The sequence below is a fragment of the Microbacterium sp. USHLN272 genome, assembly GCF_037149655.1.
GTDB classification, from domain to species: Bacteria; Actinomycetota; Actinomycetes; order Actinomycetales; family Microbacteriaceae; genus Microbacterium; species Microbacterium galbinum.
In genome coordinates this window covers 1,831,867-1,856,867 of record NZ_JBBCRA010000001.1, presented here as the reverse complement: position 1 = coordinate 1,856,867, position 25,001 = coordinate 1,831,867, and the positions used below count along the sequence as shown (strand labels likewise).

Below are 25,001 nucleotides of genomic sequence, written 5' to 3'. Positions count from 1 at the left end.
CGTGCCGGAGCCCCGCCGCCGCACCCGCAACGGTGCCCGGCAACGCAGAAACCCGGCAAAGGAGCCCCGCCATGAAGCGCATCGCCGCGTTCATCGCCTTCACCCTCGCTCTCGTCCTCGGATCGTCCGCGCTCGCGGCTCCGGCATCCGCCGCCCCGGAGGACGACGTCGCGACCGTCATCGATCGCCTCGAGGAGTACTACCTCGGGCAGGGCGACGAGATCATCATCGCCAACGGCATCTACCTCGCCCGCACGTCGGAGGCGCTCGACTACGTCGCGTCGCAGAACGCCGACGGCTCGTGGTCCGACGTGAACTACGCCGATCGCACCAGCTCGGCGAACGGCAGCGTGTGGTCGGCGTACACCGCGCTCTATCGGATGCTCGCGATGACGCAGGCGTACAAGGACCCGAACGCCGAGGGCTTCGGCGACCCCCGCCTCGTCGACGCGGTCGGTCGGGCGCTGCTGCACTGGGATCGTGTGAACCCGGGCAACACCAACTGGTGGGAGACCGAGATCGGCGAGTCGATCGCGATGGGGCGCATCTCGATGTTCCTCGGCTCGGCACTGAGCCCCGAAGCGTTCGACGTCGCGTTGAAGCACAACACCGGCAAGCTCGATCCGGTCGGCGCGAACGGCGCATGGCGCACCTCGAACTACATCTTCGAGGCGCTGTCGACCCGCGACATCGCGAAGGTCAAGGAGGGGTTCGCGACCATCGTCGCCACGATCGCGGTCGATCACTCCGGCACCGTGCAGGAGGCCGTGCAACCCGACGCCAGCTTCTGGGCGCACGGCGCGCAGCTCTACAGCGAGGGCTACGGCATGGTGCTCTTCACCTACGCCGCACTGTGGTCGGATGTCGCCCGCGGCACCGGTCTCGCCTTCACGCGCGACCAGCTCGACTCGATCGCGTTCTACTTCATCAGCGGAACGCGCTGGCTGATCCGCGGCGAGATCGGCATGCTCTACCTCAACTACCGTCCGCCGAAGACGGTGAACGACATCACCAGCCATGCCTCCGAGTTCATCGAACCGCTGCAGCGGATGGCGCGCACCGACGCCCTGTACGCCACCGCGTACCAGGCGGTGCTCGATGGCGTGCTCGGCAAGACCGAGACGAACGGCGTCACCGGCAACAAGTACTTCTGGCGCTCCGAGTTCTCCTCGCACCTGCGCGACGGATACGGCATCTTCACGCGCCTCAACTCGTCGCGTATCTTCGGCGCCGAGCTGCGCACCTCGTACCGCGACGAACTCGGCAACCCCGTCTACTGGAACGCGATGGGCTCGACGGCGATCCAGGTGAACAACCGCGAGTACCTCGATCTCGGACCCGCCTTCGACTGGTGGCACTACCCCGGGGTGACCGCTCCGAACGTCAAGCGCACCGAGCGCGGCTTCGAGAACCGCGGCCGCAACGGCGACGGCGGAAGCTTCACCGGCGGCACCTCGAACGGCGAGTTCGGAGTGAGCGTGCTCACCCTCGACACCGCGGGGACCGCGGCGCAGAAGAGCTACTTCTCGTTCGACGAGGGCATGGTGGCGCTCGGCGCCGGCATCGCGTCGACCAGCGACGCGGCCGTGCACACGACCATCAACCAGGCAGCCGCGAAGCCGAACGCGAGCGTGGGCGGCCGGCCCGTGGCCGGCGGCACCGATCAGCAGGGCGTCGGGTCGGCCACGTGGGCGTACAACGACGAGGTCGGCTACGTGTTCGCCGCGGGTCAGGACGTGAAGGTCTCGAACAAGACGCAGTCCGGCAGCTGGGAGGGCGAGGAGGCGATCAGTCGAGATGCGTTCTCGCTGTACGTCGACCACGGCGCGAAGCCCGCGGCCGGAGCCTACGACTACACCGTCCTGCCCGCCGCCACTCCCGCGGAGGTCGAGGCGTACGCGGCGAAGCCCACGATCCGCACCCTGCGCAACGACACCGCGGTGCAGGCCGTGCGCAGCAGTGACGCGGGCATCACGATGGCCACCTTCTTCGCACCGGGATCTCTCGACCTCGGCGACGGCCGCACCCTGACGGTCGACCAGCCGTCGATCGTGCTGCTCGACGAGCGGAGCGATACCCCTGTCGTGAGCCTCTCGAACCCCGACCGTGCCGGCCTGTCGGTCGGTGTCACCCTGGCCGGGGGCGGGGCCGAGAAGAACGCGGTGTTCCGACTCGGTTCGGGCGAGAACCTCGGCAAGACGGTGACCGCGCCGCTCGTCGACGGGGCCCTCCCGGCATCGTCGCCGTTCACCGCCAGCAGCACCGCCGACGGCTCGTCCGTCGACGCCCTGGGCGACCGGGACGCCGCGTCGGTGTGGCGCTCGGCCGCCGGGGGGACGCAGTGGGCCGCGGCCGCGCTGCCCCGCGGATCGTGGGTGACGAAGGTCACGATCGACTGGGCGGATGCTCACGCCACCGACTACGTGGTGCAGACCTCGCCGAACGGCGTCGACTGGACCGACCGCGCGAACATCTCGGGCGGCGACGGCGGCGTCGACGAGGTGCCGATAAACCCCACCGCTGCCGAGCACGTCCGTGTGCTCCTCCTCGGCGGAGAGGGTGCGGGTTACGGCATCCGTGAGCTGACCGTGGCGTCGAGCGTGAATCTCGCTATCGACAGTGCCACGCGGGCGTCCGGCTACGCCGGATACAACCTCGTGTTCTCCCTCGCGGACGGCGACTCCGACACGCGCTGGCGGGGCAACAACGCCGACAGCGCCTGGGCGCAGATCGACCTCGGATCCTCGAAGCCGGTCTCCACGGTGCGTTTGTCGTGGGAGGCGGCGTTCGCCAAGACCTACAAGATCCAGCTCTCCGACGACGGAAGGTCGTGGCGCGACGCGTACACGACTCCGTCGGGTGGCAGCGACGGGGGGATCGACGTCATCACGCTCGACGGGCAGACCGCGCGCTACGTGCGCATGCAGACGCTCACCCGTGCGCTCAACTACGGACCCTCGCTGTGGGAGTTCGAGGTGTTCTCCGATCGCCTGGTCGTCGAGGCGCCGGTCGTGCCCGCCGCGAACGCGAACCTCGCCCTGGGTCGACCGACCACCGTCGACAGCGTGCATCAGAACAACGCCACGATCACCGGGCCCAAGGCCACCGACGGCTCGAAGTCGACCAAGTGGTCGTCGGCGCGCGCGGTCGCCGAGCACTGGCTCCAGGTCGATCTCGGGAGTGTGCGCTCGGTCTCGCGCGCCGTGGTGGCGTGGGAGGCCGGTACGTCGAACGACTACCGGATCGAGGGTTCGATCGACGGTGCGACGTGGATGCCGTTGGCCCGCGTCCAGACGGCGCAGCCCACGCTCACCCACACGCACGACTTCGCGCCCGCCGAGGTGCGGTACGTGCGCCTCGCGGGTCTCCCCTCGACGCAGTACGGACTCAACGTCTGGGAGTTCGAGCTCTACGGCGGATACACCTTCGAGTGCACGGGACCGGTGACCGCGCCACGCGACTCGACGGCGGTCGTCGCCGCCACCGTGTCGCCGGTGACCCCCGACGACGTCTTCACCGCGATCTCGATGGACGAGTCCGTCGTCACCGTCGCGGGAGACGCGCGGGTGTCGCCCGACGGGCGGGTCGAGGTCGACCTCCAGGCCCGCGAACCCGGACGCACGACGGTCGGCATCCGTCATCAGGGCGGCTCGGAGATCGCGTGGTGCGGGGTGACGGTCGACGCCGACACCTCGTGGCTGCAGGCGCAGATCGATGCGGCGAACGCCCTCGACAGCACCGCCTACACCCCCGAGAGCTGGGCGCCGCTGCTCCCGGCGCTCGAGGCGGCGAAGCAGATGCGCGGCACGCCCGGCGCTCCCCAGGAGGATGCGGATGCCGCGGCCGCTGCTCTCGAGGCGGCGCTCGCCGGCCTCGTGCGGCTCGACGCCGTGTCGAGCGCTCCGCGCGATGTCGTGGCGACGGCCTCACAGGATGTCGTGACCGTGCAGTGGTCGGCTCCCGAGCGTCTCGGCGGATCGCCCGTCACCGCCTACGAGGTCACGGTGGGCGATCACGTGGTGCAGGTGGAGGACGGTGCGCTGACGGCATCCGTCGCCGACCTCGCCCCCGGCGACTACGGCGTCACCGTGCGCGCGCAGAACGCCGGCGGGTGGTCGGAGCCCTCGGCGCCGGTGACCGTCACGGTCGATCCCGATGTCGTGGCACCCGTGGTGACGGTCGAGGGATCACCGAAGGTCGGCGGCCGCATCGACGTGACGGGCACCGGCTTCGAGCCGGGCGTCGAGTACGTCATCCAGCTGCGATCGACCCCCGCCGACCTCGGTGTCGTCATCGCGGACGACGACGGGGCGATCGCCCTCCGCGGCGTCGTCCCCGAGGACACCGATCCCGGCGAGCACACGATCGTGGTGATGCAGGCGGATGCCGACATCGCCTCGACCCCGGTGCTCATCCTCGCCGCCGACGAACCGGGGGTCCCCGGTGGACCGGGCACCCCCGGCACCCCCGGCGGCGGCACTCCCGGCGGCGGTACCCCCGGAGGAGGAGCCGACGGCCCCGGTGGCCTGCCGGCGACGGGCGGCGACCTGACGTGGTTGCCCTGGACGCTCGCCATCGCGTTGCTGTTGCTCGGATCGGGCGCCGTCGCTGTGCGGTTGCGGAGAGGCGCCACGACCGATTGAGTGCGAGTGCGAAGGGGGTCGTCCCACCCGGGGCGGCCCCTTCGTCGTGCCCTAGCGCGCGCGTGGCGGGTGCTTCGACAGGCTCAGCAACCCAGTGAGGGAGCCTGTCGAAGGATTCCGTACGGGCGTGAGGGTACCGGGTCCTTGAGCCTGTCGAAGGGTCCCGGACGAGGAGCCCTGGCGGGGGGACACGACGAAGGCCGCCTCCGGAGGGAGGCGGCCTTCGAGGTCCGGGGCTCAGAGGTGCGTGAGCTCGGCCACGCCGATCGACGAGTCGGCCATGCCGTAGAACACGAACGTGCGCTCGCCGATCTTCTCGACCGCGGTCGGGAAGACGACGTTCGCGAGCGTGCCCTGCGTCTCCTCGGCGGTCTCGGGCGCGAGCAGCGGCTCGGGCGAGCGCGCGAGGATCCGCCGCGGGTCGTCGGCGTCGAGCAGGATCGCCCCGGCGGAGTACACCGACCCGTGCGCCAGCTCGAAGCCCTTCGGGGTCGCGCCGGAGACGCCGTGGTGCAGCAGCAGCCACCCCTCCGGCACGCGCAGCGGCGAGGGGCCGGCGCCGATCTTCGCACTCTCGTACGCCATCTCGGGCGCGGCGATCATGGCCGAGCCGTGCACGCGGGTGAGGGCGGAGGCATCCGCTCGTGCCGCTTCGACGTCGACGTAACCGATCCAGATCGACGGACGATCGTCGTCGATCCCGGCCGGCGGGCGCGCACCCTCACCGGGGCGCAGCCAGTCGAGGTCCCACATCGGCCGATGCAGCAGGGCGATGCTCGGGCGGCCGTCCGGGCCGGGGACGAGCTCGGGGAAGAACACGATGTCCTTGTTGGCGAACAGGTTGAGATCGCTCGCGAGCTCGGGCTGGTACGCGAACTGGATCGGTCCGAGCCGTTCCCACGAGACGGTGTCGCGTGAGACCGCGAGGGCGGGCCGCGGGCCGAGCGGGCCGTAGGCGATGTAGGTCATCACGTGCAGGCCGAGGGGCTCGAGGAACGTGATGCGGGGGTCCTCGACCCCGCCGTTCTGGCGGCCGTGCTCCCACTGCTCGTCGGGGGCGAGCACGACGCCGAGGCGCTCGACACCGACCGGCACGCCGTCCTCGACGATCACCCTCGCGCGCGCGATGCGCGAGACGTTGCCCGCGGCCACGACGCGCGGGAAGAGGTAGAGCTCGCCGTCGGGGCCCCAGGCCGTGCCGGGGTTGAGCACCCCCTCGGCCTCGAGCGGGTCGTCATCGCTCGCCGTCATGATCGTGCCGAGACGGGTCAGTGCGTAGGGGATCCGCGTCGTGAGGTCGGCGGCGGGTGGGGAGGATGGAGTCATGGCGATGCCTTCGGGGTCTTTCGGTGTCGAGTGCTCAGCCCTTGATGGCCGAGCCGAGGTTCGCGGACGTGAAGTGCCGCTGGAACAGGAGGAAGAGCACGACCACCGGCACGGCGAGCACGCAGGCGCCGGCGAGCACGGCGCCCATCGGGTTCTCGAGGAACGAGCCGTTCGTCTGCGAGAAGTTCGCCAGGCTCACGGCCAGGGTCTGCTTCGTCGCGTCCTTCGTGACGAGGAACGGCCACAGGAACTCGTTCCAGGGTCCGATGAAGGTCACGAGCATCGCGGTGAGCACGGCGGGGCGCACGAGCGGGACGGCGATGAAGAGCAGGATGCGCACCTCGCTCGCGCCGTCAATGCGCGCGGCGTCGAACACGTCGCGGGGGATCTGCAGGAAGTACTGGCGGAAGATGAGCACGGCGACCGAGTTGATCGCGAAGGGCAGGATCATGCCGATGAAGTTGTCGGCGAGACCGAAGTAGCGCACGACCATGACGTACAGCGGGATCATGAGCAGCTGGAACGGGATCGCCTGCACGAGCAGCACGAGCGCGAAGACCATCCCTCGACCGCGGAACGAGAGAACCGCGAGCGCATAGCCGACGAGCAGACCGAACACGAGGGTGCAGCCGACCACGCCGGCGGTGAAGATCAGGGAGTTCAGCAGTGAGCCGAGCAGGTTCACCGACTGGTTGATCGCGACGAAGTTGTCGAAGGTGAGGTTCTGCGGAAGCGGCAGCAGACCGAACAGACTGGTGTCGCGCGTGCGCTGGAGGGCGCCGATGATCATGTAGTAGAACGGCACGAGCGCCGCGAGCGCCCCGATGAGCAGCAGCACGAAGCGCAGCACACCGAGCACCCGTCCGCTGCGCGCAGGGCGGGCGGCCTTGTCGGGAGCGATGCGGGTCGTCGACGTGGTCATCGGTTCTTGCCTTCCGTGATGCGGCGCGACACGAGCGAGACGATCATCACGGCGATGACGAGGATCATGCCGATCGCGGCGGCGATGTCGGGCTTCCCCTGTTGGATGCCCTGCTGGTACATGAGCAGTGCGGGGGTCATCGAGGCGTTGTTGGGCCCTCCGCCGGTGAGCAGGTACGGCTCGGTGAAGATCTGCCCGGTGGTGATGATCGACAGCAGCACGACGAGCGAGGTGACCGGGCGCACGGCGGGGAGCGTCACCGAGCGGAACCGTTGCCAGCGTCCGGCGCCGTCGAGCTGGGCTGCCTCGTGCAGCTCCTTGGGCACGTTCTGGAGTGCGGCGAGGTACAGCAGGATGTAGAACCCGAGGTTCTTCCAGGTGACGTACACGGCGATGAGCGGCATGATCAACGCCGGGTTGGCGAGCCACGACGGGTCGGGGGCGAGCGAGCCGAGCAGGGAGTTCACGACGCCGTTGCCGTTGAACAGGAAGATCCAGACGGCCAGCGTCGCGACGGATGCCGTCACGTAGGGCACGTAGTACGAGATGCGGAAGAAGCCCTTCCAGTGCACGACGGCGTCGAGCCCGGACGAGAGCAGCAGACCGAGCACGACGGTGAGGGGCACGTTGATGACGAGGAAGATCAGCAGGTTGCCGAACGCCTGCCGCACGATCGGGTCAGCCAGCACGGTCGCGAAGTTCTCGAAGCCGACGAACGGATGCTCGACCGCGACGCCCGGGGCGGTGAAGTAGAAGTCGTGCACCGACATCCAGATCCCGAATCCGAACGGGATGAGGAAGACGACGATGACGAAGAGGATGTACGGAGAGCTCAGCAGGAGTCCGAGGGGATTGTCGCCGAGCCATCGGTGCAGCGCGCCGCCGCGACGACGCGGCGGGTCGGCCTTCGATCTCTGCGCTGGTGCGGCACTGCCCATGGCGATTGTTCCTCACTGATACGACCGTTCCGTCGTCGCATCCGGCCGTGGTCCGGTGGTGCGCGACGGTGACAACTCCTTTAGTAAACCGGTTTTGCTGTGCGAGGTCAACCTGCCGGACTTCCGGTGGAAGACGGCGCTAAATCTCGCTAAACGGTCGGTTACACTACAACCATGAACGCGACTCCCCCCGACGGCGTCGGCGCCGATCGGCCCGCCTCGCCCGTGCTGCAACGCAAGATCACCATCGGCGACGTCGCGGCCAGGGCCGGCGTCTCGAAGAGCGCCGTGTCCTTCGTCTTCAACGGCCGCTCCGGCGTGGGTGAAGAGGCGCGCGAGCGCATCCTCGAAGCCGCTCGCGCTCTCGAATGGCGGCCGGATGCCCGGGCGCGCGCTCTCTCGCGCAGCCGGGCCCAGGCGCTGGGCCTCGTGATCCGTCGCGCCCCCGAGCTGCTGAGCACCGACCCGTTCTTCCCGCAGTTCGTCGCGGGGGTCGAGAGCTTCCTCTCGACCGTCGGCTACGCCCTCGTGCTGCAGGTCGTCGACGGCGAGGAGGCCGAACGCGAGGCCTACTCGCGCTTCGCCCACGAAGCCCGGGTCGACGGCGTCTTCCTCACCGACCTCCGCGTCGAGGACGAGCGTCCGGCCGAGCTCGCCGGGCTCGGGATGCCCTGCGTGCTGCTCGGTTCGGGGACCGGCGAGGGCACGGCCCCCATCGGGCTCGACGACGCCGCCGGCATCCGTCGTGCCGTCCGCCACCTGCACGCCCTGGGTCATGAGCGCATCGCGCACGTCTCGGGTTCCGATCGCTACGTGCACTCGCGCGTGCGTCGCGAGGCCTGGGCCTCCGAGCTCGCCCAGCTGGGGCTGCGCCCCGGCACCGTCGTCGAGGCCGACTTCACCGGTGCGGCCGGCGCGCGCGCGACGCACGAACTGCTCGACGACCCCGAACCGCCGACCGCCATAATCTACGCGAACGACATCATGGCGATCGCCGGCATCTCCGCCGCGATCGATCGGGGCGTCCGCGTGCCCCACGATCTCTCGATCATCGGCTTCGACGACATCCCGCTCGCGCCGTACATCATCCCGCCGCTGACGACCGTGCGACAGGACGTCTTCCAGTGGGGCAACGCCTGCGCGCGCGCCCTCGTCTCGATCGTCGAGGGGAACGAGCCGGGAGCGATCGAGCTGCCTCCGGTGGAGTTCATCGTGCGGGGCAGCACGGGGCCGGTGCGGGGGCAGGGCGAGGCGATCATCGAGGCGGCGGGATGACCGCGCCCGCTCCGCGCCTCGTGGCCTTCGATCTCGACGACACGCTGGCGCCGTCCAAGAGCGCGATCGACCCCCGGATGGGGGCGCTCCTGGTGGCGCTCGCCGAGCGCGTGACCGTCGCCATCATCTCCGGCGGGCGACTCGAGCAGTTCACGGCGCAGGTCGTCGACAGGCTGCCCGCCGCCGGCCCGGAGACGCTGGCGAACTTCCACCTGCTCCCGGCCTGCGGCACCCAGTACTACCGCATCCGTCCGCACGGGATCGAGACCGTGTACGCGCTCGACCTCGCTGCGGGGCGTCGCGCCGCAGCGACGGCCGTGTTCGAAGAAGAGGCGCGCCGGCTCGGCCTGTGGGAGGAGACGACCTGGGGCGATGTCATCGAGGACCGCGGCTCGCAGATCACCTTCTCGGCGCTGGGGCAGCAGGCTCCGCTCGATGCCAAGGCGGCCTGGGATCCGACGGGCGAGAAGCGCAACGCGCTCAGCGCCGCCGTCGCCGCTCGATTGCCGGATCTCGAGGTGCGCTCGGGAGGGTCGACGTCGATCGACGTCACCGAGCGGGGCATCGACAAGGCGTACGGAATGCGACGGCTGGTCGAGCAGACCGGCATCCCCCTCGATGACATGCTGTTCGTCGGCGACCGGCTCGATCCCGCCGGGAACGACTACCCCGTGCTCGCGATGGGCGTCGAATGCCATGCGGTCACCGGCTGGGAATCGACGGCGGAGTTCCTGGAGGGTCTCCTCCCGCGGTTGTGAGGCGGGGCCGACACCCGTTCGGGAGGAGATCACACGGATGGGAGGACGGATTCTGAGAATTCGTCCTCCCATCGCGGTGTTCTCCTCCCGAACCGAGGGCGGGAAGAGCGCCCGAGATCAGCCGGCGGCCGGCGCGATCTCGTTGGGCGTGACCTCGAGCTCGGTGCTAGCGAGCACCTCGCCGGTGGTGAGGTCGACGGCGTGCACGCTGTTCGCGGCGGGCTCGGTCACGTAGGCGATGTCACCGGCCACGACGATCGCGGGGTGGGCGTCCTGCCACTCGGCGGGGCCCTCCCACGCGTCGATCACGGGGTAGGTGTCGGTGATCTCGCCGGACTCGGGGTCGAGCACGTGGATCGCACCGTCGGATCCGAGGATGTACGCGAGCTCACCCGGGCCGCGGGCGACGTCGCGGAACGTGTACTCCGCGCCCTCGGGCAGGTCTACGACCTCGTACGTCAGCGCCTCGGTGTCGATGAGGGTGACGGCGCCGAGCAGGTAGCCCTCGGCGTCGGGGTCGTTCTTGTAGTCGCCGACGATGATCGGGCTGGATTCGCTCACGTAGGCGTTGCCCATCCGGCCGTAGGGCTGGTCGGGAGCGGAGAGCTTCGTGATCTCGCCGTCGGCGTAGACCAGGGCGCCGTCCTCGCAGCCGAACACGACGACCTCGTTCGCGGCCGTGCCCTCGCCGTGCACGCCGGGGCACTGGTCCGACGAGGCGATCTCCGCGCCGTCGGCGTCGCGCACGACGATGCCGTTGCGCCCGTCGGCGTTGCCGACGGTGGTGAGGAACGTGCCGTCCTCGAGCACGATCGAGACGCCGTGGTGCGCCTCGACGCCCGCGATCGTCTCGACCTCGGGGAGTCCGTCGTATGCCGCGAGATCGGCCGTGTCGAAGATGGTCGTGTCGCTCGTGCCGTCGGCGTAGAGGATCGTCTTGCCACCGTGGCGAACGACGTGACCGGGGGTGTCGGCCGCGAAGACCGTGTCGGTGAGGGCCGCGTCGTCGGAGGAGCCGGCGCCGGTGTCGAGCACCTGGAAGCCTTCGCTCATCGTGACCATGACGTGCCGGTCGTCGCCGGCCGGATTGAGGCGGGTGAACTCCTCGGAGTCGAAGTCCGCGACGGTCTCGAGGGTCTCGCCGTCCAGCACCAGGATGCCGCCGTCGTACGAGATCGCGACGCGGGCGCCGGCATCCCTCGTCGAGCTCTCGCTCGCCGGGGCATCCGCGGCGGGGGTGGTCGAGCAGGACGCGAGGGTCACGACCGCGCCGAGGGCGACGGCACCGACCAGCGCTCTGCGCAGGGGGAGTTTCTTCATGCAGGTGCTTCTTTCTCTGTGAGGGGTGGTCTCAGCGGGTGAGACCGGAAACGATGCGCTCGGTGTTGACGCGCATCATGGTCAGGTAGTCGGGGGCGCCGCCGTCGGCATCGGTGAGCGACTCGGTGACGAGCTCGATCACCTCGACGTCGATGTCGGCCTCATCGGCGAGAGCCCGTGCGAGACGATCGGGCGACGACGACTCGGCGAAGATCGCCGGGACACCGGTCTCCTCGACCGCGTCGACGAGGTCGGCGAGATCGGATGCCGAGGGCGCGGCGAGCGTCGTGCCCCCGGGGATCACGGCCCCGACGACGTCGAAGTCGAAGCGCTCCGCCAGGTAGCCGAAGACGTGGTGGTTGGTGACGAGGGCGCGACGGTCGGCGGGGATGCGCGCGAAGGCACCCGTCATCTCGGCATCCAGGTCGTCGAGCTCGGTGCGATAGTCGGCGACGCTCGACTGCAGCGCGTCGGGATCGATCCCCTCGATCTCGGCGAGCGCGGGTTCGAGCGCGTCGACGACCGCGAGCATCTGCGCCGGGTCGGTCCAGAAATGGGAGTCCGGCATGCCCGCGGCATCGCCCTCGCTGTAGTCGAGCACCTCGATCGCGTCGCCGGCGACGAAGGTGCGGGCGTCGGAGGCGGATGCCGCGTCGAGGTGCTGCTGCAGCCCCTCCTCGAGTCCGAGTCCGTTCGAGACGATCAGGTCGGCCTCGCGCAGGGTGGCCGCCTCCTGCGCCGAGATCTCGAAGGAGTGCGGGTCGGCGTTCGGCTTCATGAGCGTGACCACGCGCGCCTGATCACCGACGAGCTGCCCGACGACGTCGCCGAGGATGTTCGTCGAGACGACGACGAGGGGGCGCGCGTCGGTCGCGGGCGGCGCGCACGCCGTGAGGGTCGCGGCGAGCAGGCCGACGGCGGCGAGGGCGGTCGCGGCGCGGGAGCGGAGGCGGGGCGGTCGCATGTCAGCGTCCTGTCTCGGCGACGAAGGCCGGCTCGGTGGCGGTCTCGAACGTGCGGGCGATGCGGGCGGCATCGGCGTAATCGATCTCGTACAGCTGCCGCTCGACGGGGGCGCTGAGGTAAGCGCGGTGCTGGTCGGCGACGAGCACCGGAGCCGCGCCCGACGCGAGCGAGGCGGCGACGAGGGGCGCCGTCTCGGCGAGCAGCGAGCCGTCGGCGGCGCTGAGCACGAGCATCCGCCCGTCCTCGGCCAGCCCGAGAAGGTGGCCGTCCGCGTCGTCGACCGCGGTCACGTGCACGAGCGGGGCCGGTGCCGTGAGCAGCGTCCAGGCGCGGGCCCGGGTGTCGAGCAGGCGGATGTCGGTCGGGCTCGCGAGGCCGGCGACGGTCGGGCGGCCCTCGCGGTTGTCGAACGAGGTGACCGCGCCGGTGGGAGCATCCGCGGGGTACGGGATGCGCTCGACGACGAGCTCGCCGTCGTCGACGTGGGCGAGCAGGGCGCCGTCGGCGCAGCCGATCACGGCGCCGACGCGGGTCGTGATCGTGCCCGAGGGAGCGGCGCACGTCTCGTCGAGTCCGGTCGGTTCGCCGTCGGCGGTGTAGCCGGCGACGCGCGCCCCGACCCCGTCGACCGCTTCGGTGACGAGCGCGAACGACCCGACGGGAACCACGAGTCCGTCGTGCGGCTCGCGCTCGAGGCGGAACTGCTCGCGGATCTCGCCCTTCGAGAGACCCTCGGTGCTGAGCAGCACGGCCTCCCCCGAATCGGTGAACGAGATGCCGGTGCCGCCGGAGGTCGAGCTGTTCGTCGTGGCGACGGTCGCCGAGCCGTCGCCGTCGACCGTTCCGAGCAGGGCCGGGGAGGCGCGGTAGTAGTGGAAGTGGTCGACGTGGTCCCACGTCCACACGCCGCTGTCGACGATCTCGATGCCGTCGCCGACGTCGGCGAACAGGTAGCGGCCGTCGGTGGTCATCGCCCGCGGTGCGTCGATCGCGCCGATCTCGGTCACGGTCTCGTCGAGCAGGTCGAGGTGCGTGACCGTGCCGGCGGGGTCGATCGCCGTGAGTCCGAGCGGGGGTTCGGCGACCTCCTCGGCTCCGGCGATCGCGCCGTGACCGTCGCCGGTGGAGGGGGTGTCGGTCGCCGTCTCGGCGGACGTGTCGGCGGTGGGCGCTCCGGTGCAGGCGGCGAGGCCGAGCGTGAGGGCGCCCAGGAGGGCGAGGGAGGTCGAGAGGGAACGCACGGGGTCCTTTCGGGGGCGGGTGGGGCCGGTTCGGGCGGTCATGCCGCCACCGGTGCGGTCGTGGCGTGGGTCGTCGAGCGAATGCCGGTGACGGCTGCTCGGGCGACCCACGAGAGGCAGGTGAGGGCGATCGCCGCGGCGGCGACGGATGCTCCGGCGGCGGTCGCCGCGAACCATGAGGTGACCAGGCCGAGGAAGACGGCGACGATGCCGAATACGCAGGCGAGCAGCATCCGTGTGGGGATGCGGGTGGTCCAGTGGCCGGCGGCGACCGCGGGGGCGAGCAGCAAACCGACCACGAGCATCGAACCGACGGCCTGGTACGAGGCGACGACCGCGAGGGTGACGAGGCCCACGAGCGCGGCCTGTGCGAGCCGCGGGCGCAGGCCGAGCACGGTGGCGATGCGGGTGTCGAGCGCCAGCGCGACGAACGAGCGGTGGAATCCGCAGGTCACGGCGAGACCGATCGCGGCGGCCGCGGCCAGCAGCACGAGGTCGGCCGAGGTGATGGCGAGGATGTCGCCGAAGAGGATCGCGGTCGCGTCGGTGGCGAAGCTGCCCGAGTGGGAGATGATGATGACCCCGAGCGCCAGCATCGAGACGAAGAGCAGTCCGATGCTCGTGTCGTAGGAGAGTTTCGCTCGGCGCTGGAGCGCACCGATCCCGACACTCATGGCGACCGCGCTCAGTGCGCCGCCGACCAGCACGGGCAGGCCCAGCACCGTGGCCAGCGCGACGCCGGGGAGCATGCCGTGGGCCAGTGCCTCGCCGAGGAACGCCATGCCGCGGATCACGACCCACGTGCCGACGACGCCGCAGAGGATCGCCACGAGTGCGCCGCCGAGCATGCCGCGCTGCACGAACTCGAGCGCGAAGGGGGCGAGGAGAGGAAGGGTCACGTTGAGCGAGCCTAGGGCTTTTTGAGAATGATTATCAAACTCATATGATCGAGACATGACTTCGCCCCCTGTGCTCGCCGATCCGATCGCCGTCCTCGACGACGTGCACGTCGCCTTCGACGGCGTCGATGTGGTGTGCGGCGTCGATCTGCACATCGTGCCGGGGGAGTTCGCGGTGATCGCCGGGCCCAACGGCGCCGGCAAGTCGACGCTGCTCGAAGTGCTCGCCGGCACGCGCTCGCCGCGGCGCGGTCAGCGTTCGGTGCCCGGCGCCGTCGCCTTCGTTCCGCAGCGCGCGGCGATCCCGCCCCGGTTGCCCGTCACGGTGCGCGACGTCGTCGCCGTCGGCGTCTGGGGTCGGCTCGGCCCGTGGCGACGGATGGACGGCGAGGCGCGCACGGTCGTGACTCGGTCGCTGGAGCGACTGGACATCACCCGCCTCGCGCCGAGCCCGTTCGCCTCACTCTCGGGCGGGCAGCAGCAGCGGGCCCTGCTCGCTCAGGGTCTCGCGCGGCAGGCCGACCTGCTGCTCCTCGACGAGCCCACGACCGGGTTGGATGCCGAGAGCAGTCGGCGCATCCGTTCGGTATTGCGCGAAGAGGCCGATCGCGGGGTGGCGGTGGTGTGCGTCTCGCACGATTCGGCATTGCTGGATGCCGCGGATCGGGTCGTTCGGGTGGAAGAGGGGCGGGTCGTTCGGTAGCTCCGCCCCGCCTCCGTTCTCAGTTCTCAGTTCTCGGTCGGAGTCGGGGCCGACGGCTTCTGCGGCACCGGCTCCCACACGACGAGCAGGAACGCCGCGATCGGTCCGAAGAAGAGCGTGAGCAGGAACCACGTCCACGCCGAGCGGTTGCGCGTGCGGGCGTAGCCGCCCGCGAGCAGCGCGACGGAGGTCCACATCGCGGAGACCAGGGGGAACAGGGAGTTGTAGTCCATGCGCTCGACCCTAGGTCGAGGTTCCGGGCGGTGGCGGCGCCGGTCGGGCGCGCCCGCCGATCACCTGCAGGGAGTTCTGACACGTGCAGGGAGAAACGGGCGGATGTTCCCTGCATATGTGTTCTCTCCCTGCAGGTGGATCCGGAAGGAGCGGATCAGACAGGAACCTCTTGACACGCCCCCCGCCCGGGTCTAACGTACAACCAAATGGTTGCACAAAAAGAACTCACCGAAGCGGAGGTCGACCGTGTCTTCCACGCACTGGCCACGTCGACCCGGCGCGACATCCTGCGCCGGACGATCGAGAACGAGCAGTCGGTCTCGACCCTCGCCGCCGAATACGAGATGTCGTTCGCCGCGGTGCAGAAGCACGTCGCCGTGCTGGAGGCCGCGAATCTCATCGTCAAGCGCGCCGAGGGACGCGAGCGCCTCGTGCGCGCGAATCCCGAGATGATCGCCCGCGCCAAGGCGCTGCTCGCCCGCTACGAAGAGCTGTGGCGATCGCGCATCGCTCGCCTCGACGACCTGCTGGCCGCGCCCGCCCCGAGCACCGGCAGCACCACGAGCACCACGAAGAACACCGAACCGACCGAACACGAACAAGGAGACTGACAATGCCTGTCACCGATGTGATCACGGATGCCGAGAACCTCACCATGACGGTCGTCGCCGATCTGGCGGCCCCCGTCGAGCGGGTCTGGGATGCCTACAGCGACCCGCGCCAGCTCGAGCGCTTCTGGGGTCCTCCCGGATGGCCCGCCACCTTCACCCACTGGGACCACACCGTGGGCGGCAAGGCCAACTACACGATGAACGGACCGCGCGGCGAGAAGGCCTCCGGCACCTGGGAGTTCCTCAACATCGACGGCCCGAACGGCTTCGAGGTGCTCGACGCCTTCGCCGACGAGGACGGGACCCCGAACCCCGACCTGCCGTCGATGCGCATGACGTTCACGTTCACGCCGACCGCCGAGGGCACGCGCATGGTCAACACGAGCTACTTCGCCTCGGCCGAGGCGCTCGAGCAGGTCGTGGCGATGGGCGCCGTCGAGGGCACGACGCTCGCGATGAGCCAGCTCGACGCCGTGCTGCAGGACCTCCGCGACTACGCGCAGGGCAAAGGCACGAACGTCGAACTGCTCGACGACGTGCACGTGCGCATCACGCGCCTCGTCGAGGGTCCGCGCGAGCTCGTCTGGCGCGCGCACAACGAGCCCGAGCTCATGAAGCAGTGGCTGCTCGGACCCGACGGGTGGGAGATGACCGAGTGCGTCGTCGCTACCGAGGTCGGGCAGACGTACCGCAACTCGTGGGCACCGACCGGCGACACGGAGGGCGAGGCGTTCGGCTTCGAGGGCGAGGCGCTGCTGATCGACGCCCCGAAGCGGTCGGTGCAGACCGAGCGGATGATCGGGATGCCGGTCGAGACGCTCAACGACCTCAACCTCTACGAGGAGGACGGCGCGACCCTCATCACGCTGTACATCGAGTACCCCGACAAGGAGACGCGCGACATGATCCTCGCCACCGGCATGGCCGACGGCATGGAGACCTCGTACGCCCGTCTCGAGCGGGAGCTGCTCGCGGTCTGACCGTTCACAACTCCGGAGAAGCCGGCCGATTCCGCACGGATCGGCCGGTTTCTCTGCGATTCGGGAGCAGATCTCCGGAGTCGTGAACGGCCGGCCGAGCAGCCACCGTCCACCCGGGCGGGATAAAGTGGCGACACGATGAGGATCACGCGCCGCACTCTGCTTCTGGGCGCCGGGGCCGGAGCCCTTTCGGTGCTGCTCGCCTCGTGCACCCCGGAGCCCGAGCCCACGCCCACGCGCACCCCGACGCGTTCGCCCGAGCCGCAGCCCACGAACGGCGTGCCGCTTCCGGCCGCCAGCATCCGCTCGACGTGGACGAGTGACCAGTACGCGTTCGGTGCCGTCAGCTTCGTGCCCGCCGGCGTGGGGGCCGAGACCCGCAGCGCCCTCGCGCGCCCGGTCGACGACCGCCTGTTCTTCGCCGGCGAGGCCACCGATGAAGAGGCCCCGGCCACCATGCGCGGAGCGATCGCTTCGGGTGAGCGCGCCGCCGACGAATTGCGGGATGCCGCGGGCGACGGCGAGCGCATCGCCGTGATCGGTGCGGGGCTCGCCGGCGCCACGGCAGCCGCGCGGCTGAACGACGCGGGCTTCGAGGTCACCGTTCTCGAAGCGCGCGACCGCGTCGGCGGACGGGTGTACTCACGGGTCGACGACGTCTGGCCACTTCCTCCGCAGCTCGGCGCATGGCTGTTCGGCGAGGCGGATGCCGACCTCGTGCAGACGCTCGAGGCCGAGGACATCTCCGTCGTCGATCTCGCGGGCTCGCTCTGGCGCTCGCCCGACGGAGATACGGATGCCGTCGCCACCGAGTCCCTGACCGCGGCGATCGCCACCGCTCAGGCCGCCCCCGTCGACAGCTCGGTCGCGGATGCTCTCGTCGCGGCAGGCGTCGACACGGCCGACCCCACGATCCTCGCCCTGCTCGCGCTTCTCTCGACGGCCTCGGGCGCGGAGGCCGCGAAGCTGTCGAGCTGGTTCGCCCCGCCGCTCCCTCCGGCCGAGCCCCGCGCCGCCCGCGACAGCCTGCTGCCGTTCATCGAGCACACGCTCGACGGTGTGCAGGTCGGTCTCAACCAGCCGGTCACCCGCCTCGCCTACGACGACACCGGCGTGAGCGTGCGCATGGGCACCGGTGAGGCGCTGTCGTTCGACCGCGTCGTCGTGACGGTGCCGCTCGGAGTGCTGCAGGAGCAGGGCATCGAGTTCGACCCGCCGCTGCCGTTCGCCAACCGCGGCGCGATCTCGGCGCTCGCGATGGGGTCGATCGAGACCGTGTGGCTGCGCTGGGACGAGCCGTTCTGGAATGCCGAGGAGGCGGTGTGGCACACGGTCGGCGGCGATGTCGGCATCCGCACCTGGATCAACCTGCTCCCCGCGACCGGCGAGAACGTGCTGGTGGGGATCGTCGGCGGCGACGCTGCGGCGAGGTTCTCGGAACTCGGCAAGGACGAGTCGGTCGCCCTGGCGCTGGAGGCGCTCGGGCCCTACGCCGCCTGACGCGAGGCCGCGTCGCCTGACGCGGCGGCATGCGGTGGTCCGTCGTCTACTCGGCCTGATCCTCCCGCAGGCGACGGGGCAGCGGCATCCGACTGATGAGCACGAGCGCGGTCGCGACGGTCGCGAACGTCGCGAGGGCGATGCCGGACGACACCAGGAATTCGGCCGGTCCGCTGATCTGCCGCGGGTCGAGGAAGTAGTACGGGTACCAGCCGATGATCGGGCCGCGGATCATCGTGAACCCGCCCCACACGAGCGGGTAGATCAGCGTCGCCGGGATGACCCGCCACGGCACCGCGCGATGGCCGGGCGCGAGCGCCCAGGCGAGTGCGGCGCAGGCCGGCAGGTAGAAGTGCAGCACCTGATCGGACCAGGGCACGTCGATGCGGATGCCGCGCAGCCCCGCCTGCCAGACGAGGATGGCGAACACGATGCCGGCCGTGATCGTCCAGGTGAGCACGAGGGCGAGGGTGACGGTGAGCCAACGCGGATCGCGGGCCTTGCGGAGCGCGATGATGCCGGCGATCGTGAGCAGCACCACGAACGCGACGTTCGACTGGTTGGTGAGGTAGGCGAAGAAGTTCTGGCTGGCGATCGTGTGCGAGGCGAGCCCCCACGCGAGACGGTGGATGAGGGCGACCAGGCACAGCGCGGCGGCGCCGAGTCGGAGCAGGCCGAAGACGGTACGCGTCTTCACCGTTGCGTCACCCGCCGTCCACTCATCCGCCGAGTCTACTTTTGGTCGGCTCCGCGGGTCGTGGGAACGCGCCTCAGCGTCGCGTGCGGGTCGACCACAGAGCCAGTGCGACCAGCGCCGGCTGGAAGAACAGTCGCACGAAGCGCTTCATGTCGGTGTCGAGGCCGAAGCCGTCGCGCTGGTGCATCCACTGCGAGACGTTGCCGGGGAATACCGCGATGAAGAACAGTGCGGCGATCGTGCCGACCCGACGGCGTCGCTTGCGGGCCAGCAGCAGCGCCGAGCCGAGACCGACCTCGACGACGCCCGAGGCGAGCACGGTGACGTCGGGGTCGAGCGGCAGCGATTCGGGTACCTGGGCTTGGAACTCGCGGCGGGCGAACGTCAGGTGCGAGACGCCGGCGAAGACGAGGGAGGATCCGAGGAAGATGCGGCCTATCGTGCGCGCGGTTGTCGACATGAGGCGAGTGTACGCGCGTCAGATCAGACGGCGCAGGGCCGCTTCGAGCGAGATGCCCTGCGCCTCGGCGCGGTCGCGCAGGCGGGCGTGCTCGTCGCCGGTGAGGCTCAGGTGCAGCTCGATCGGGTCGGCCGAGGGCGTGTCGAAGTCGTCGAACAGCGACGAGGTCTCGGCCCAGAGCGGGGCATCCGAGGGGGCGGTCGTGACCGGAGCGGATGCCGCAGACGGGGCGTGCTGCGCGGATGCCGCGACCGGGGCGGAGGCCGCGACGGCGGCGCCGGCGCCGGAGGCGAGCGTGAACCCGGGGCCGCGGCGCGGTTCCTGCTTCGCCTGATAGGCCTTCGCCGCGGCGTTCGCCCGCTCGTCGGCGGCTTCGTTCAGCCGGTCGCCGGCATGCCCCTTGACCCAGGAGAACTCGACGTCGCGCCCGCGGATCGCCTCGTCGATGCCCTCGAGGATGTCGCGGTTGAGCACGGGGCCGCCGTCGGACTTGCGCCAGCCCTTGCGCTTCCAGCCCGGCATCCACTTCGTCACCGAGTCGATCACGTACCGGCTGTCGCAGCGGATGAGCAGCTTCTCGTCGGTGCCGGCCGTCGCGCGCAGCAGTTCGAGCACCGCCTGCAGTTCGCCCTGGTTGTTGGTGCCGTGAGGAGACCCGCCCGCGGCCCAGTTGTCGTCGTCGATGTACCAGGCCCAGCCGTTGGGGCCGGGGTTGCCCAGAGCGGAGCCGTCTGCGGCGGCGGTGATCGTCATCCCTCCACCGTAGCCCGGGCCGCCGACGTCGCCCGGCGGGTCGCGTCTCCCAAACGTGAGGGGTCAAGACGCGCCGTCGCGGATGCCGGTCGTGCGGCGTGTCTTGACCCCTCGCGTGGGGGTGTGCGGGCGCAGGGGCGTGAGGAGTCAGTACACGCCGTTGCGGGTGCCGACGGCGCGGTGTGTCTTGACCCCTCACGTGGGGGTGTGCGGGACAGGGGGCGTGAGGAGTCACAACACGCCGTTGCGGGTGCCGGCGGCGCGGCGTGTCTTGACCCCTCACGAGGAAAGAGGGCGGGTCAGCGCAGGGTGCGGCGCATCCGGATCTCGAGGCGACCGTCGGGGAGCAGGTCGCCGGGTTCGTCGAGGGGTGTGAAACCCGCGCGCTCGTAGGCGCGGTGCGCCGACGGGTTGTCGGGCATGACCGAGAGATCGAGGACGGATGCCCCGGCCTCCGTCGCCCAATCGACGATGCGATCGATCAGATCGGCGGCGAGTCCCGTGCCGCGCGCCGACGGAGCGACCCACATCGAGATCAGTTCGGTGCGGGAGGGGTCGTCGGCGACCGGCATGCCGGTGATCATCCCGACGACGTGCTCGCCGTCGATCGCGAGCAGGTCATGCGCCCCGGGAACCGACAGCCGCTCCCGCCACCGCGACTCGGGCGCCTCGATCCAGTCGGTGAGCTGCGAGCCGAAGGCGGCGGGCGACTCGCGCAGGGCTTCGAGGCGCGCGGCTCGCCACAGCATCCATTCGTCGGCCGTCACGCGGCGGACCTCGATGCCGGCGGATGCGGGGGAGGTCATGTCAGTCCTCGTCCGGTTCGCGATTCTCGGTCGACACCGCGGACGGTGCCGGGGGCGCGACGGGGAACACGATCGACCCGAGCTCGGCGCCGAGGCCGATCGACAGCGGGTCGACGGAGGGCGTCGTGGCGAGCGCGTCGACACCGTCACGTTCGAGCGGCTCGGACGGAAGCCCGGCCCACTGGTTCTCTTCTTCTTCCGGGCGGTGCTGGAACAGTCCCATTCGCCCATTGTCTCTCCGTCGCGGCCGGGCGGCGCCGATTCACACCGGATCCACGGGGCGCGCGGCCGGGGCCGAGTCGCGAGGGGTCGGGACATGCCGTGTCTCTGGCATCGCGAGCGGCGTGTGGCGACCCCTCGCGGCGAGAACGGGCCTCAGGCCGAGGCGGCGCGCACGGCATCGACGAGGTCGCGCCAGGGCCCGGCGACGGCGCCATCGGGGAGCTCGCGTTCGAGGTGCTCGGTGGGGGTACGCGCGCGGATGCTCCAGACGAAGCGGTCGGCGCCGGCGGAGCTCTCGGGGTCGGCGCTCCACGGGCAGCGTTCGATGAGTGCGATCCACGGTTCGGCGTCGGGAGAGTCGGATGCCGCGATCTCCACGCGCCATCGTCGGCTGATCCCCGCGATCCCGCCCGTGCGCACCACGGCGATGACCAACCCGGGGTCAGGTGACCGCCCGCCGTCGCCCGAGGATTCGGGCGCAGCCGACGGCTCGGCGTCAGTCGGCTGCGGGGGCTCGCTCATCCTCATAGACTCCCACGGTCGTCCAGGCGCGTCGAGCGGCTGTCGCGGTGGCCTCATCGACCTCGGATGCCGCAGCGACCGTCGCGTCGGCGAAGGCCGTGAACGTCGCCGTGCTCGACAGCCCTCCGGTGAGCGCGCGGTACCAGACGGTGCCGGCGGTCTCCCACGCGTTGCCGCCGAGGTCGGTGGCGAAGAGGGCGAAGGCGCGGTTGGGGATGCCGGAGTTGATGTGCACGCCGCCGTTGTCTTCGGTCGTGCGCACGAAGCCGCTCATGTGGTCGGGCTGGGGGTCCTTGCCGAGCTCGTCGTCGTCGTAGGCCGTTCCGGGCGCGATCATCGAGCGCAGCGCCACGCCTTCCACCGCCTCGGTGAAGATCTCGGCGCCGATGAGCCAGGTGGCGTCGGCGGCGCTCTGCCCCTGCGCGTACTGCTCGGTCAGCGCACCGAATACATCGGCGATCGATTCGTTGAGCGCACCGGGTTGCCCCTGGTACTCGAGGTTCGCGGTGTGCTGCACGACCCCGTGGGCGAGTTCGTGGCCGATCACCGTGAGCGATCCGGTGAACCCGCGGAACACCTCGCCGTCGCCGTCGCCGAACACCATGCGCTCGCCGTCCCAGAAGGCGTTGTCGTAGTCGACGCCGTAGTGCACCGTCGCGTCGAGAGGTGCGCCGGCATCGTCGAGCGAGTTGCGGCCGAACGCCGAGAGCAGCAGTTCGAACGTCGCCCCGAGCCCGTCGTAGGCCTCGTTGACCGGCGCATCGGCGACGGGCGGGTCGTCTTCGGAGCGCACGACCGCGCCCGGAAGGTCTTGCGTGTTCGCCGCGTCGCTGATCGTGCGGTTCGGGGCATCCGACAGCTGCGCGACCAGGTCGCCGTTCTCGTCGATCGAGAGGTCGATGCGGGCGCGGAACGGCGGCCGGCCCGCGGTGAGGGTCTGCCGCGCGGCGGCGGCCGCACGCGGGAACCGCCCCGATGCAGCCAGCCGGGCGAGCAGGTAGGACGGGACGACTCCGTGACGTTCGATCTCTGCGCTCATGCAGCGACCCTACGCCGGGTCTCCGACACTGCGGCAGGGTCTTGCGCCCGTCACGCCGGTTCGATGCTCATCATCGTCGTGCGCAGTACCCCGCCGTCGAGCGGCACCTCGTAGCGCACCGGCATGCCGGGGTGGGCGGGCGAGAACCAGTACGTCTCCACCGGCGCATCCGGGCCGTCGGACGTGTCGTAGCGCGTGCACTCGACGCGGCCGAGGGGGATGTCGATCGCCTCGGTCGTGACGGTGGTGTGGTCGGCGGGGAACGCCGCGTGGTGCTGCAGATCGGTCCAGGTGACCCGGCTCGTCACGACGTCGGCGGGGTTCTCGGCGAACCAGGCGCGGAGGGTGGCGCCCTCGGCATCCGTCTGCTCGAATCGGTTGAACCGCTCGTGCTGAGATCCGTCGGGCGACTCGACGAACAGGCGGATGGTCTTCCCGGCGCCGGTCGCCTCGCGGATCTCGTCGGCCGTGAACGGCGTCGGCAGCAGGCCGGGGCCGAGGACATGCGCATCAGTGGGCATGCAGACATTGTGCCCCCGACGGGTGGCTCGGGTCGAGGGCTGCTCCCGTCCGCAGGGCACGCCCGGGTTTCTCGCGTAAAATCGGCACAATGACCGATGCGCCCCGCGACGACCTCAGCGATTCCGGCGACCTCGGCCCCGGCATCGATCCCGACGATCTCGCCACGACCCTGCGCGTGCTGAGCGAGCTGCACGAGATCGACAACGAGCACCCCGACTTCGTGGCCGTGCGCCACGCGACCGCCGCGATGTTCAAGGCCGTCAAGCGCGTGCGCCGCAAGGAGATCCGCGACGCCATCGCCGAGGCCGACAAGGCCGTCGTCGCCCGCACGGCGACCGGTGCACCGGACCGCATCGATGACGAGACGCGCGGCAACGACCTCGCCACCAGCGTCGTCGACGCCCCCATCGCCGGCGAGCTGCTCAAGCCCCGCAACTGCTACATCTGCAAGCAGCCGTACACGCTGGTCGACGCGTTCTACCACCAGCTGTGCCCGGACTGCGCCCGCTTCAGCCACGGCAAGCGCAACGCCCGCACCGACCTCACCGGAAAGCGCGCGCTGCTCACGGGCGGCCGCGCGAAGATCGGCATGCACATCGCGCTCCGGCTGCTGCGCGACGGCGCCCACACCACGATCACCACGCGCTTCCCGCGCGATGCCGTGCGCCGGTTCACCGCGCTGCCGGACTCCGCCGACTGGCTGCACCGTCTGCGCGTGGTCGGCATCGACCTGCGCGACCCCGCCCAGGTGATCGGCCTCGCCGACTCCGTCGCGGCCCAGGGCCCGCTCGACATCCTCATCAACAACGCGGCGCAGACCGTCCGCCGCTCGCCGGGTTCGTACTCGCTGCTGGCGGATGCTGAACTCCACCCGCTTCCCGACGGCCCGCTCCCCGAGATGGAGACCTTCGGGCACACCGCCGACCCGCACCCGCAGGCGCTGCAGGCATCCGTCGATGCCCACCCGCTGCTGTCGGTCGCCGCCCTCGGCGGAACCGTCGCCGAGCAAGGCGGCCAGGCACTGACCGCCGAGGACCTCGCCCGCGTCGCGATGGCGCCCGGTTCGTCGTCGCTCGAGAAGCACGCCGACGGCACCGCGATCGACGCCGGCGGACTCGTGCCCGACGTCAACACCGTCAACAGCTGGGTGCAGTCGGTCGACCAGGTCGATCCGCTCGAGATGCTCGAGGTGCAGCTCGCCAACACGACCGCGCCGTTCCTGCTCATCAGCCGCCTGCGCGCGTCGATGGCGGCGTCGTCGGCGCACCGCAAATACGTGGTGAACGTGTCGGCGATGGAGGGGCAGTTCTCGCGCCGGTACAAGGGGCCGGGGCATCCGCACACCAACATGGCCAAGGCCGCGCTCAACATGCTCACGCGCACCAGCGCCGGCGAGATGCTCGAGAAGGACGGCATCCTGATGACCGCCGTCGACACCGGGTGGATCACCGACGAGCGCCCGCACTACACGAAGGTGCGACTCGCGGAGGAAGGCTTCCACGCCCCGCTCGACCTGGTCGACGGCGCGGCCCGCGTGTACGACCCGATCGTGCGCGGAGAGGCCGGTGACGACATCCACGGCGTCTTCCTGAAGGACTACGAGCCCAGCCCCTGGTGAGTCGCGGCTCGAGACCCATCTGAGCCGCGCGCCGACTGCGGAGATC

The 25,001-nt window shown here is 70.5% G+C and carries 24 protein-coding genes; 8 read left to right on the top strand and 16 right to left on the bottom strand.

Annotation, left to right across the window (positions count from 1 at the left end):
* Positions 1-71 precede the first annotated feature (71 nt).
* Positions 72-4,643, top strand: coding sequence for a galactose-binding domain-containing protein (locus tag WFJ97_RS08915; protein WP_336641216.1), 4,572 nt, complete (start codon positions 72-74; stop codon positions 4,641-4,643).
* A gap of 237 nt (positions 4,644-4,880) precedes the next feature.
* On the opposite strand, the gene WFJ97_RS08910 is transcribed toward WFJ97_RS08915, so the two are convergent.
* Genes WFJ97_RS08910 through WFJ97_RS08900 form a run of 3 tightly spaced genes read right to left on the bottom strand, consistent with a single transcriptional unit; the run spans position 4,881 to position 7,829 of the window.
* Positions 4,881-5,969 (bottom strand): glycoside hydrolase family 130 protein, encoded by a 1,089-nt coding sequence (locus tag WFJ97_RS08910; RefSeq protein ID WP_336641215.1) that lies wholly within the window; start codon positions 5,967-5,969, stop codon positions 4,881-4,883.
* 34 nt (positions 5,970-6,003) lie between these two features.
* Positions 6,004-6,891 carry a carbohydrate ABC transporter permease gene (locus WFJ97_RS08905; protein WP_336641214.1) on the bottom strand — a complete coding sequence of 296 codons (888 nt, stop codon included), beginning with the start codon at positions 6,889-6,891 and terminating at the stop codon, positions 6,004-6,006.
* On the bottom strand, positions 6,888-7,829 hold the full coding sequence (locus WFJ97_RS08900; RefSeq protein WP_247623778.1) for a carbohydrate ABC transporter permease: 942 nt from the start codon (positions 7,827-7,829) through the stop codon (positions 6,888-6,890). The genes WFJ97_RS08905 and WFJ97_RS08900 overlap by 4 nt, the downstream gene beginning before the upstream one ends.
* A 174-nt stretch (positions 7,830-8,003) precedes the next feature.
* Between WFJ97_RS08900 and WFJ97_RS08895 the strand changes: the two genes are divergently transcribed.
* The gene (locus tag WFJ97_RS08895; protein WP_247623777.1) at positions 8,004-9,104 is read left to right on the top strand and encodes a LacI family DNA-binding transcriptional regulator; all 1,101 of its coding nucleotides are present in this window, start codon (positions 8,004-8,006) and stop codon (positions 9,102-9,104) included.
* Positions 9,101-9,862, top strand: coding sequence for an HAD-IIB family hydrolase (locus WFJ97_RS08890; RefSeq protein ID WP_336641213.1), 762 nt, complete (start codon positions 9,101-9,103; stop codon positions 9,860-9,862). Before WFJ97_RS08895 ends, WFJ97_RS08890 begins: the two co-directional genes overlap by 4 nt.
* Before the next feature lie 117 nt (positions 9,863-9,979).
* On the opposite strand, the gene aztD is transcribed toward WFJ97_RS08890, so the two are convergent.
* Genes aztD through aztB form a run of 4 tightly spaced genes read right to left on the bottom strand, consistent with a single transcriptional unit; the run spans position 9,980 to position 14,288 of the window.
* Positions 9,980-11,182 carry a zinc metallochaperone AztD gene (aztD, locus tag WFJ97_RS08885; RefSeq protein ID WP_336641212.1) on the bottom strand — a complete coding sequence of 401 codons (1,203 nt, stop codon included), beginning with the start codon at positions 11,180-11,182 and terminating at the stop codon, positions 9,980-9,982.
* Between the two features lie 31 nt (positions 11,183-11,213).
* A complete protein-coding gene (gene aztC, locus WFJ97_RS08880; protein WP_336641211.1) occupies positions 11,214-12,146 on the bottom strand; it encodes a zinc ABC transporter substrate-binding protein AztC in 933 nt (310 codons plus the stop codon).
* Between the two features lies 1 nt (position 12,147).
* A complete protein-coding gene (locus tag WFJ97_RS08875; RefSeq protein ID WP_336641210.1) occupies positions 12,148-13,431 on the bottom strand; it encodes an ABC transporter in 1,284 nt (427 codons plus the stop codon).
* Positions 13,428-14,288 (bottom strand): zinc ABC transporter permease AztB, encoded by an 861-nt coding sequence (gene aztB, locus WFJ97_RS08870; RefSeq protein ID WP_336641209.1) that lies wholly within the window; start codon positions 14,286-14,288, stop codon positions 13,428-13,430. Before aztB ends, WFJ97_RS08875 begins: the two co-directional genes overlap by 4 nt.
* 55 nt (positions 14,289-14,343) lie before the next feature.
* On the opposite strand from aztB, the gene aztA reads away from it, so the two are divergent.
* Positions 14,344-14,991, top strand: a complete 648-nt coding sequence (gene aztA, locus WFJ97_RS08865; RefSeq protein ID WP_336641208.1) for a zinc ABC transporter ATP-binding protein AztA — start codon at positions 14,344-14,346, stop codon at positions 14,989-14,991.
* A 26-nt stretch (positions 14,992-15,017) separates the two neighbouring features.
* On the opposite strand, the gene WFJ97_RS08860 is transcribed toward aztA, so the two are convergent.
* Positions 15,018-15,224: a hypothetical protein gene (locus WFJ97_RS08860; protein ID WP_336641207.1), complete on the bottom strand. Its 207-nt coding sequence runs from the start codon at positions 15,222-15,224 to the stop codon at positions 15,018-15,020.
* Positions 15,225-15,431: 207 nt separating this feature from the next.
* Here WFJ97_RS08860 and WFJ97_RS08855 point away from each other — a divergent pair, with 207 nt between their 5' ends.
* From WFJ97_RS08855 to WFJ97_RS08845, 3 genes are all read left to right on the top strand, one after another.
* On the top strand, positions 15,432-15,836 hold the full coding sequence (locus tag WFJ97_RS08855) for an ArsR/SmtB family transcription factor (RefSeq protein WP_336641206.1): 405 nt from the start codon (positions 15,432-15,434) through the stop codon (positions 15,834-15,836).
* A gap of 2 nt (positions 15,837-15,838) precedes the next feature.
* On the top strand, positions 15,839-16,816 hold the full coding sequence (locus tag WFJ97_RS08850) for an SRPBCC family protein (RefSeq protein WP_336641205.1): 978 nt from the start codon (positions 15,839-15,841) through the stop codon (positions 16,814-16,816).
* A 138-nt stretch (positions 16,817-16,954) separates the two neighbouring features.
* A complete protein-coding gene (locus WFJ97_RS08845; RefSeq protein WP_336641204.1) occupies positions 16,955-18,316 on the top strand; it encodes a flavin monoamine oxidase family protein in 1,362 nt (453 codons plus the stop codon).
* A 46-nt stretch (positions 18,317-18,362) separates the two neighbouring features.
* On the opposite strand, the gene WFJ97_RS08840 is transcribed toward WFJ97_RS08845, so the two are convergent.
* From WFJ97_RS08840 to WFJ97_RS08805, 8 genes are all read right to left on the bottom strand, one after another.
* Positions 18,363-19,013, bottom strand: a complete 651-nt coding sequence (locus WFJ97_RS08840) for a Pr6Pr family membrane protein (RefSeq protein ID WP_336641203.1) — start codon at positions 19,011-19,013, stop codon at positions 18,363-18,365.
* A gap of 73 nt (positions 19,014-19,086) precedes the next feature.
* Positions 19,087-19,473 carry a DoxX family protein gene (locus tag WFJ97_RS08835; RefSeq protein WP_247623757.1) on the bottom strand — a complete coding sequence of 129 codons (387 nt, stop codon included), beginning with the start codon at positions 19,471-19,473 and terminating at the stop codon, positions 19,087-19,089.
* Between the two features lie 18 nt (positions 19,474-19,491).
* The gene (locus WFJ97_RS08830) at positions 19,492-20,226 is read right to left on the bottom strand and encodes a ribonuclease H family protein (protein WP_336641202.1); all 735 of its coding nucleotides are present in this window, start codon (positions 20,224-20,226) and stop codon (positions 19,492-19,494) included.
* Positions 20,227-20,525: 299 nt separating this feature from the next.
* Positions 20,526-21,032 carry a GNAT family N-acetyltransferase gene (locus WFJ97_RS08825; protein ID WP_336641201.1) on the bottom strand — a complete coding sequence of 169 codons (507 nt, stop codon included), beginning with the start codon at positions 21,030-21,032 and terminating at the stop codon, positions 20,526-20,528.
* Between the two features lies 1 nt (position 21,033).
* Positions 21,034-21,255, bottom strand: a complete 222-nt coding sequence (locus tag WFJ97_RS08820; protein WP_336641200.1) for a hypothetical protein — start codon at positions 21,253-21,255, stop codon at positions 21,034-21,036.
* A gap of 152 nt (positions 21,256-21,407) precedes the next feature.
* Positions 21,408-21,776, bottom strand: a complete 369-nt coding sequence (locus WFJ97_RS08815; RefSeq protein WP_336641199.1) for a protealysin inhibitor emfourin — start codon at positions 21,774-21,776, stop codon at positions 21,408-21,410.
* On the bottom strand, positions 21,751-22,815 hold the full coding sequence (locus WFJ97_RS08810; RefSeq protein ID WP_336641198.1) for a M4 family metallopeptidase: 1,065 nt from the start codon (positions 22,813-22,815) through the stop codon (positions 21,751-21,753). The genes WFJ97_RS08815 and WFJ97_RS08810 overlap by 26 nt, the downstream gene beginning before the upstream one ends.
* Before the next feature lie 50 nt (positions 22,816-22,865).
* Complete coding sequence (locus WFJ97_RS08805) at positions 22,866-23,336, bottom strand: hypothetical protein (protein ID WP_336641197.1); 471 nt, start codon at positions 23,334-23,336, stop codon at positions 22,866-22,868.
* Positions 23,337-23,425: 89 nt separating this feature from the next.
* On the opposite strand from WFJ97_RS08805, the gene WFJ97_RS08800 reads away from it, so the two are divergent.
* Complete coding sequence (locus WFJ97_RS08800) at positions 23,426-24,955, top strand: SDR family NAD(P)-dependent oxidoreductase (protein WP_247623750.1); 1,530 nt, start codon at positions 23,426-23,428, stop codon at positions 24,953-24,955.
* The last annotated feature ends 46 nt before the right edge of the window (positions 24,956-25,001 follow it).

What these genes read in the sequence shown, in the direction of transcription:
- WFJ97_RS08915 (WP_336641216.1), top strand. Translation starts at nt 72, where the DNA reads ATGAAGCGCATCGCCGCGTTCATCGCCTTCACCCTCGCTCTCGTCCTC.
- WFJ97_RS08910 (WP_336641215.1), bottom strand. Translation starts at nt 5,969, where the DNA reads ATGACTCCATCCTCCCCACCCGCCGCCGACCTCACGACGCGGATCCCC.
- WFJ97_RS08905 (WP_336641214.1), bottom strand. Translation starts at nt 6,891, where the DNA reads ATGACCACGTCGACGACCCGCATCGCTCCCGACAAGGCCGCCCGCCCT.
- WFJ97_RS08900 (WP_247623778.1), bottom strand. Translation starts at nt 7,829, where the DNA reads ATGGGCAGTGCCGCACCAGCGCAGAGATCGAAGGCCGACCCGCCGCGT.
- WFJ97_RS08895 (WP_247623777.1), top strand. Translation starts at nt 8,004, where the DNA reads ATGAACGCGACTCCCCCCGACGGCGTCGGCGCCGATCGGCCCGCCTCG.
- WFJ97_RS08890 (WP_336641213.1), top strand. Translation starts at nt 9,101, where the DNA reads ATGACCGCGCCCGCTCCGCGCCTCGTGGCCTTCGATCTCGACGACACG.
- aztD (WP_336641212.1), bottom strand. Translation starts at nt 11,182, where the DNA reads ATGAAGAAACTCCCCCTGCGCAGAGCGCTGGTCGGTGCCGTCGCCCTC.
- aztC (WP_336641211.1), bottom strand. Translation starts at nt 12,146, where the DNA reads ATGCGACCGCCCCGCCTCCGCTCCCGCGCCGCGACCGCCCTCGCCGCC.
- WFJ97_RS08875 (WP_336641210.1), bottom strand. Translation starts at nt 13,431, where the DNA reads ATGACCGCCCGAACCGGCCCCACCCGCCCCCGAAAGGACCCCGTGCGT.
- aztA (WP_336641208.1), top strand. Translation starts at nt 14,344, where the DNA reads ATGACTTCGCCCCCTGTGCTCGCCGATCCGATCGCCGTCCTCGACGAC.
- WFJ97_RS08860 (WP_336641207.1), bottom strand. Translation starts at nt 15,224, where the DNA reads ATGGACTACAACTCCCTGTTCCCCCTGGTCTCCGCGATGTGGACCTCC.
- WFJ97_RS08855 (WP_336641206.1), top strand. Translation starts at nt 15,432, where the DNA reads ATGGTTGCACAAAAAGAACTCACCGAAGCGGAGGTCGACCGTGTCTTC.
- WFJ97_RS08850 (WP_336641205.1), top strand. Translation starts at nt 15,839, where the DNA reads ATGCCTGTCACCGATGTGATCACGGATGCCGAGAACCTCACCATGACG.
- WFJ97_RS08845 (WP_336641204.1), top strand. Translation starts at nt 16,955, where the DNA reads ATGAGGATCACGCGCCGCACTCTGCTTCTGGGCGCCGGGGCCGGAGCC.
- WFJ97_RS08835 (WP_247623757.1), bottom strand. Translation starts at nt 19,473, where the DNA reads ATGTCGACAACCGCGCGCACGATAGGCCGCATCTTCCTCGGATCCTCC.
- WFJ97_RS08830 (WP_336641202.1), bottom strand. Translation starts at nt 20,226, where the DNA reads ATGACGATCACCGCCGCCGCAGACGGCTCCGCTCTGGGCAACCCCGGC.
- WFJ97_RS08825 (WP_336641201.1), bottom strand. Translation starts at nt 21,032, where the DNA reads ATGACCTCCCCCGCATCCGCCGGCATCGAGGTCCGCCGCGTGACGGCC.
- WFJ97_RS08820 (WP_336641200.1), bottom strand. Translation starts at nt 21,255, where the DNA reads ATGGGACTGTTCCAGCACCGCCCGGAAGAAGAAGAGAACCAGTGGGCC.
- WFJ97_RS08815 (WP_336641199.1), bottom strand. Translation starts at nt 21,776, where the DNA reads ATGAGCGAGCCCCCGCAGCCGACTGACGCCGAGCCGTCGGCTGCGCCC.
- WFJ97_RS08810 (WP_336641198.1), bottom strand. Translation starts at nt 22,815, where the DNA reads ATGAGCGCAGAGATCGAACGTCACGGAGTCGTCCCGTCCTACCTGCTC.
- WFJ97_RS08805 (WP_336641197.1), bottom strand. Translation starts at nt 23,336, where the DNA reads ATGCCCACTGATGCGCATGTCCTCGGCCCCGGCCTGCTGCCGACGCCG.
- WFJ97_RS08800 (WP_247623750.1), top strand. Translation starts at nt 23,426, where the DNA reads ATGACCGATGCGCCCCGCGACGACCTCAGCGATTCCGGCGACCTCGGC.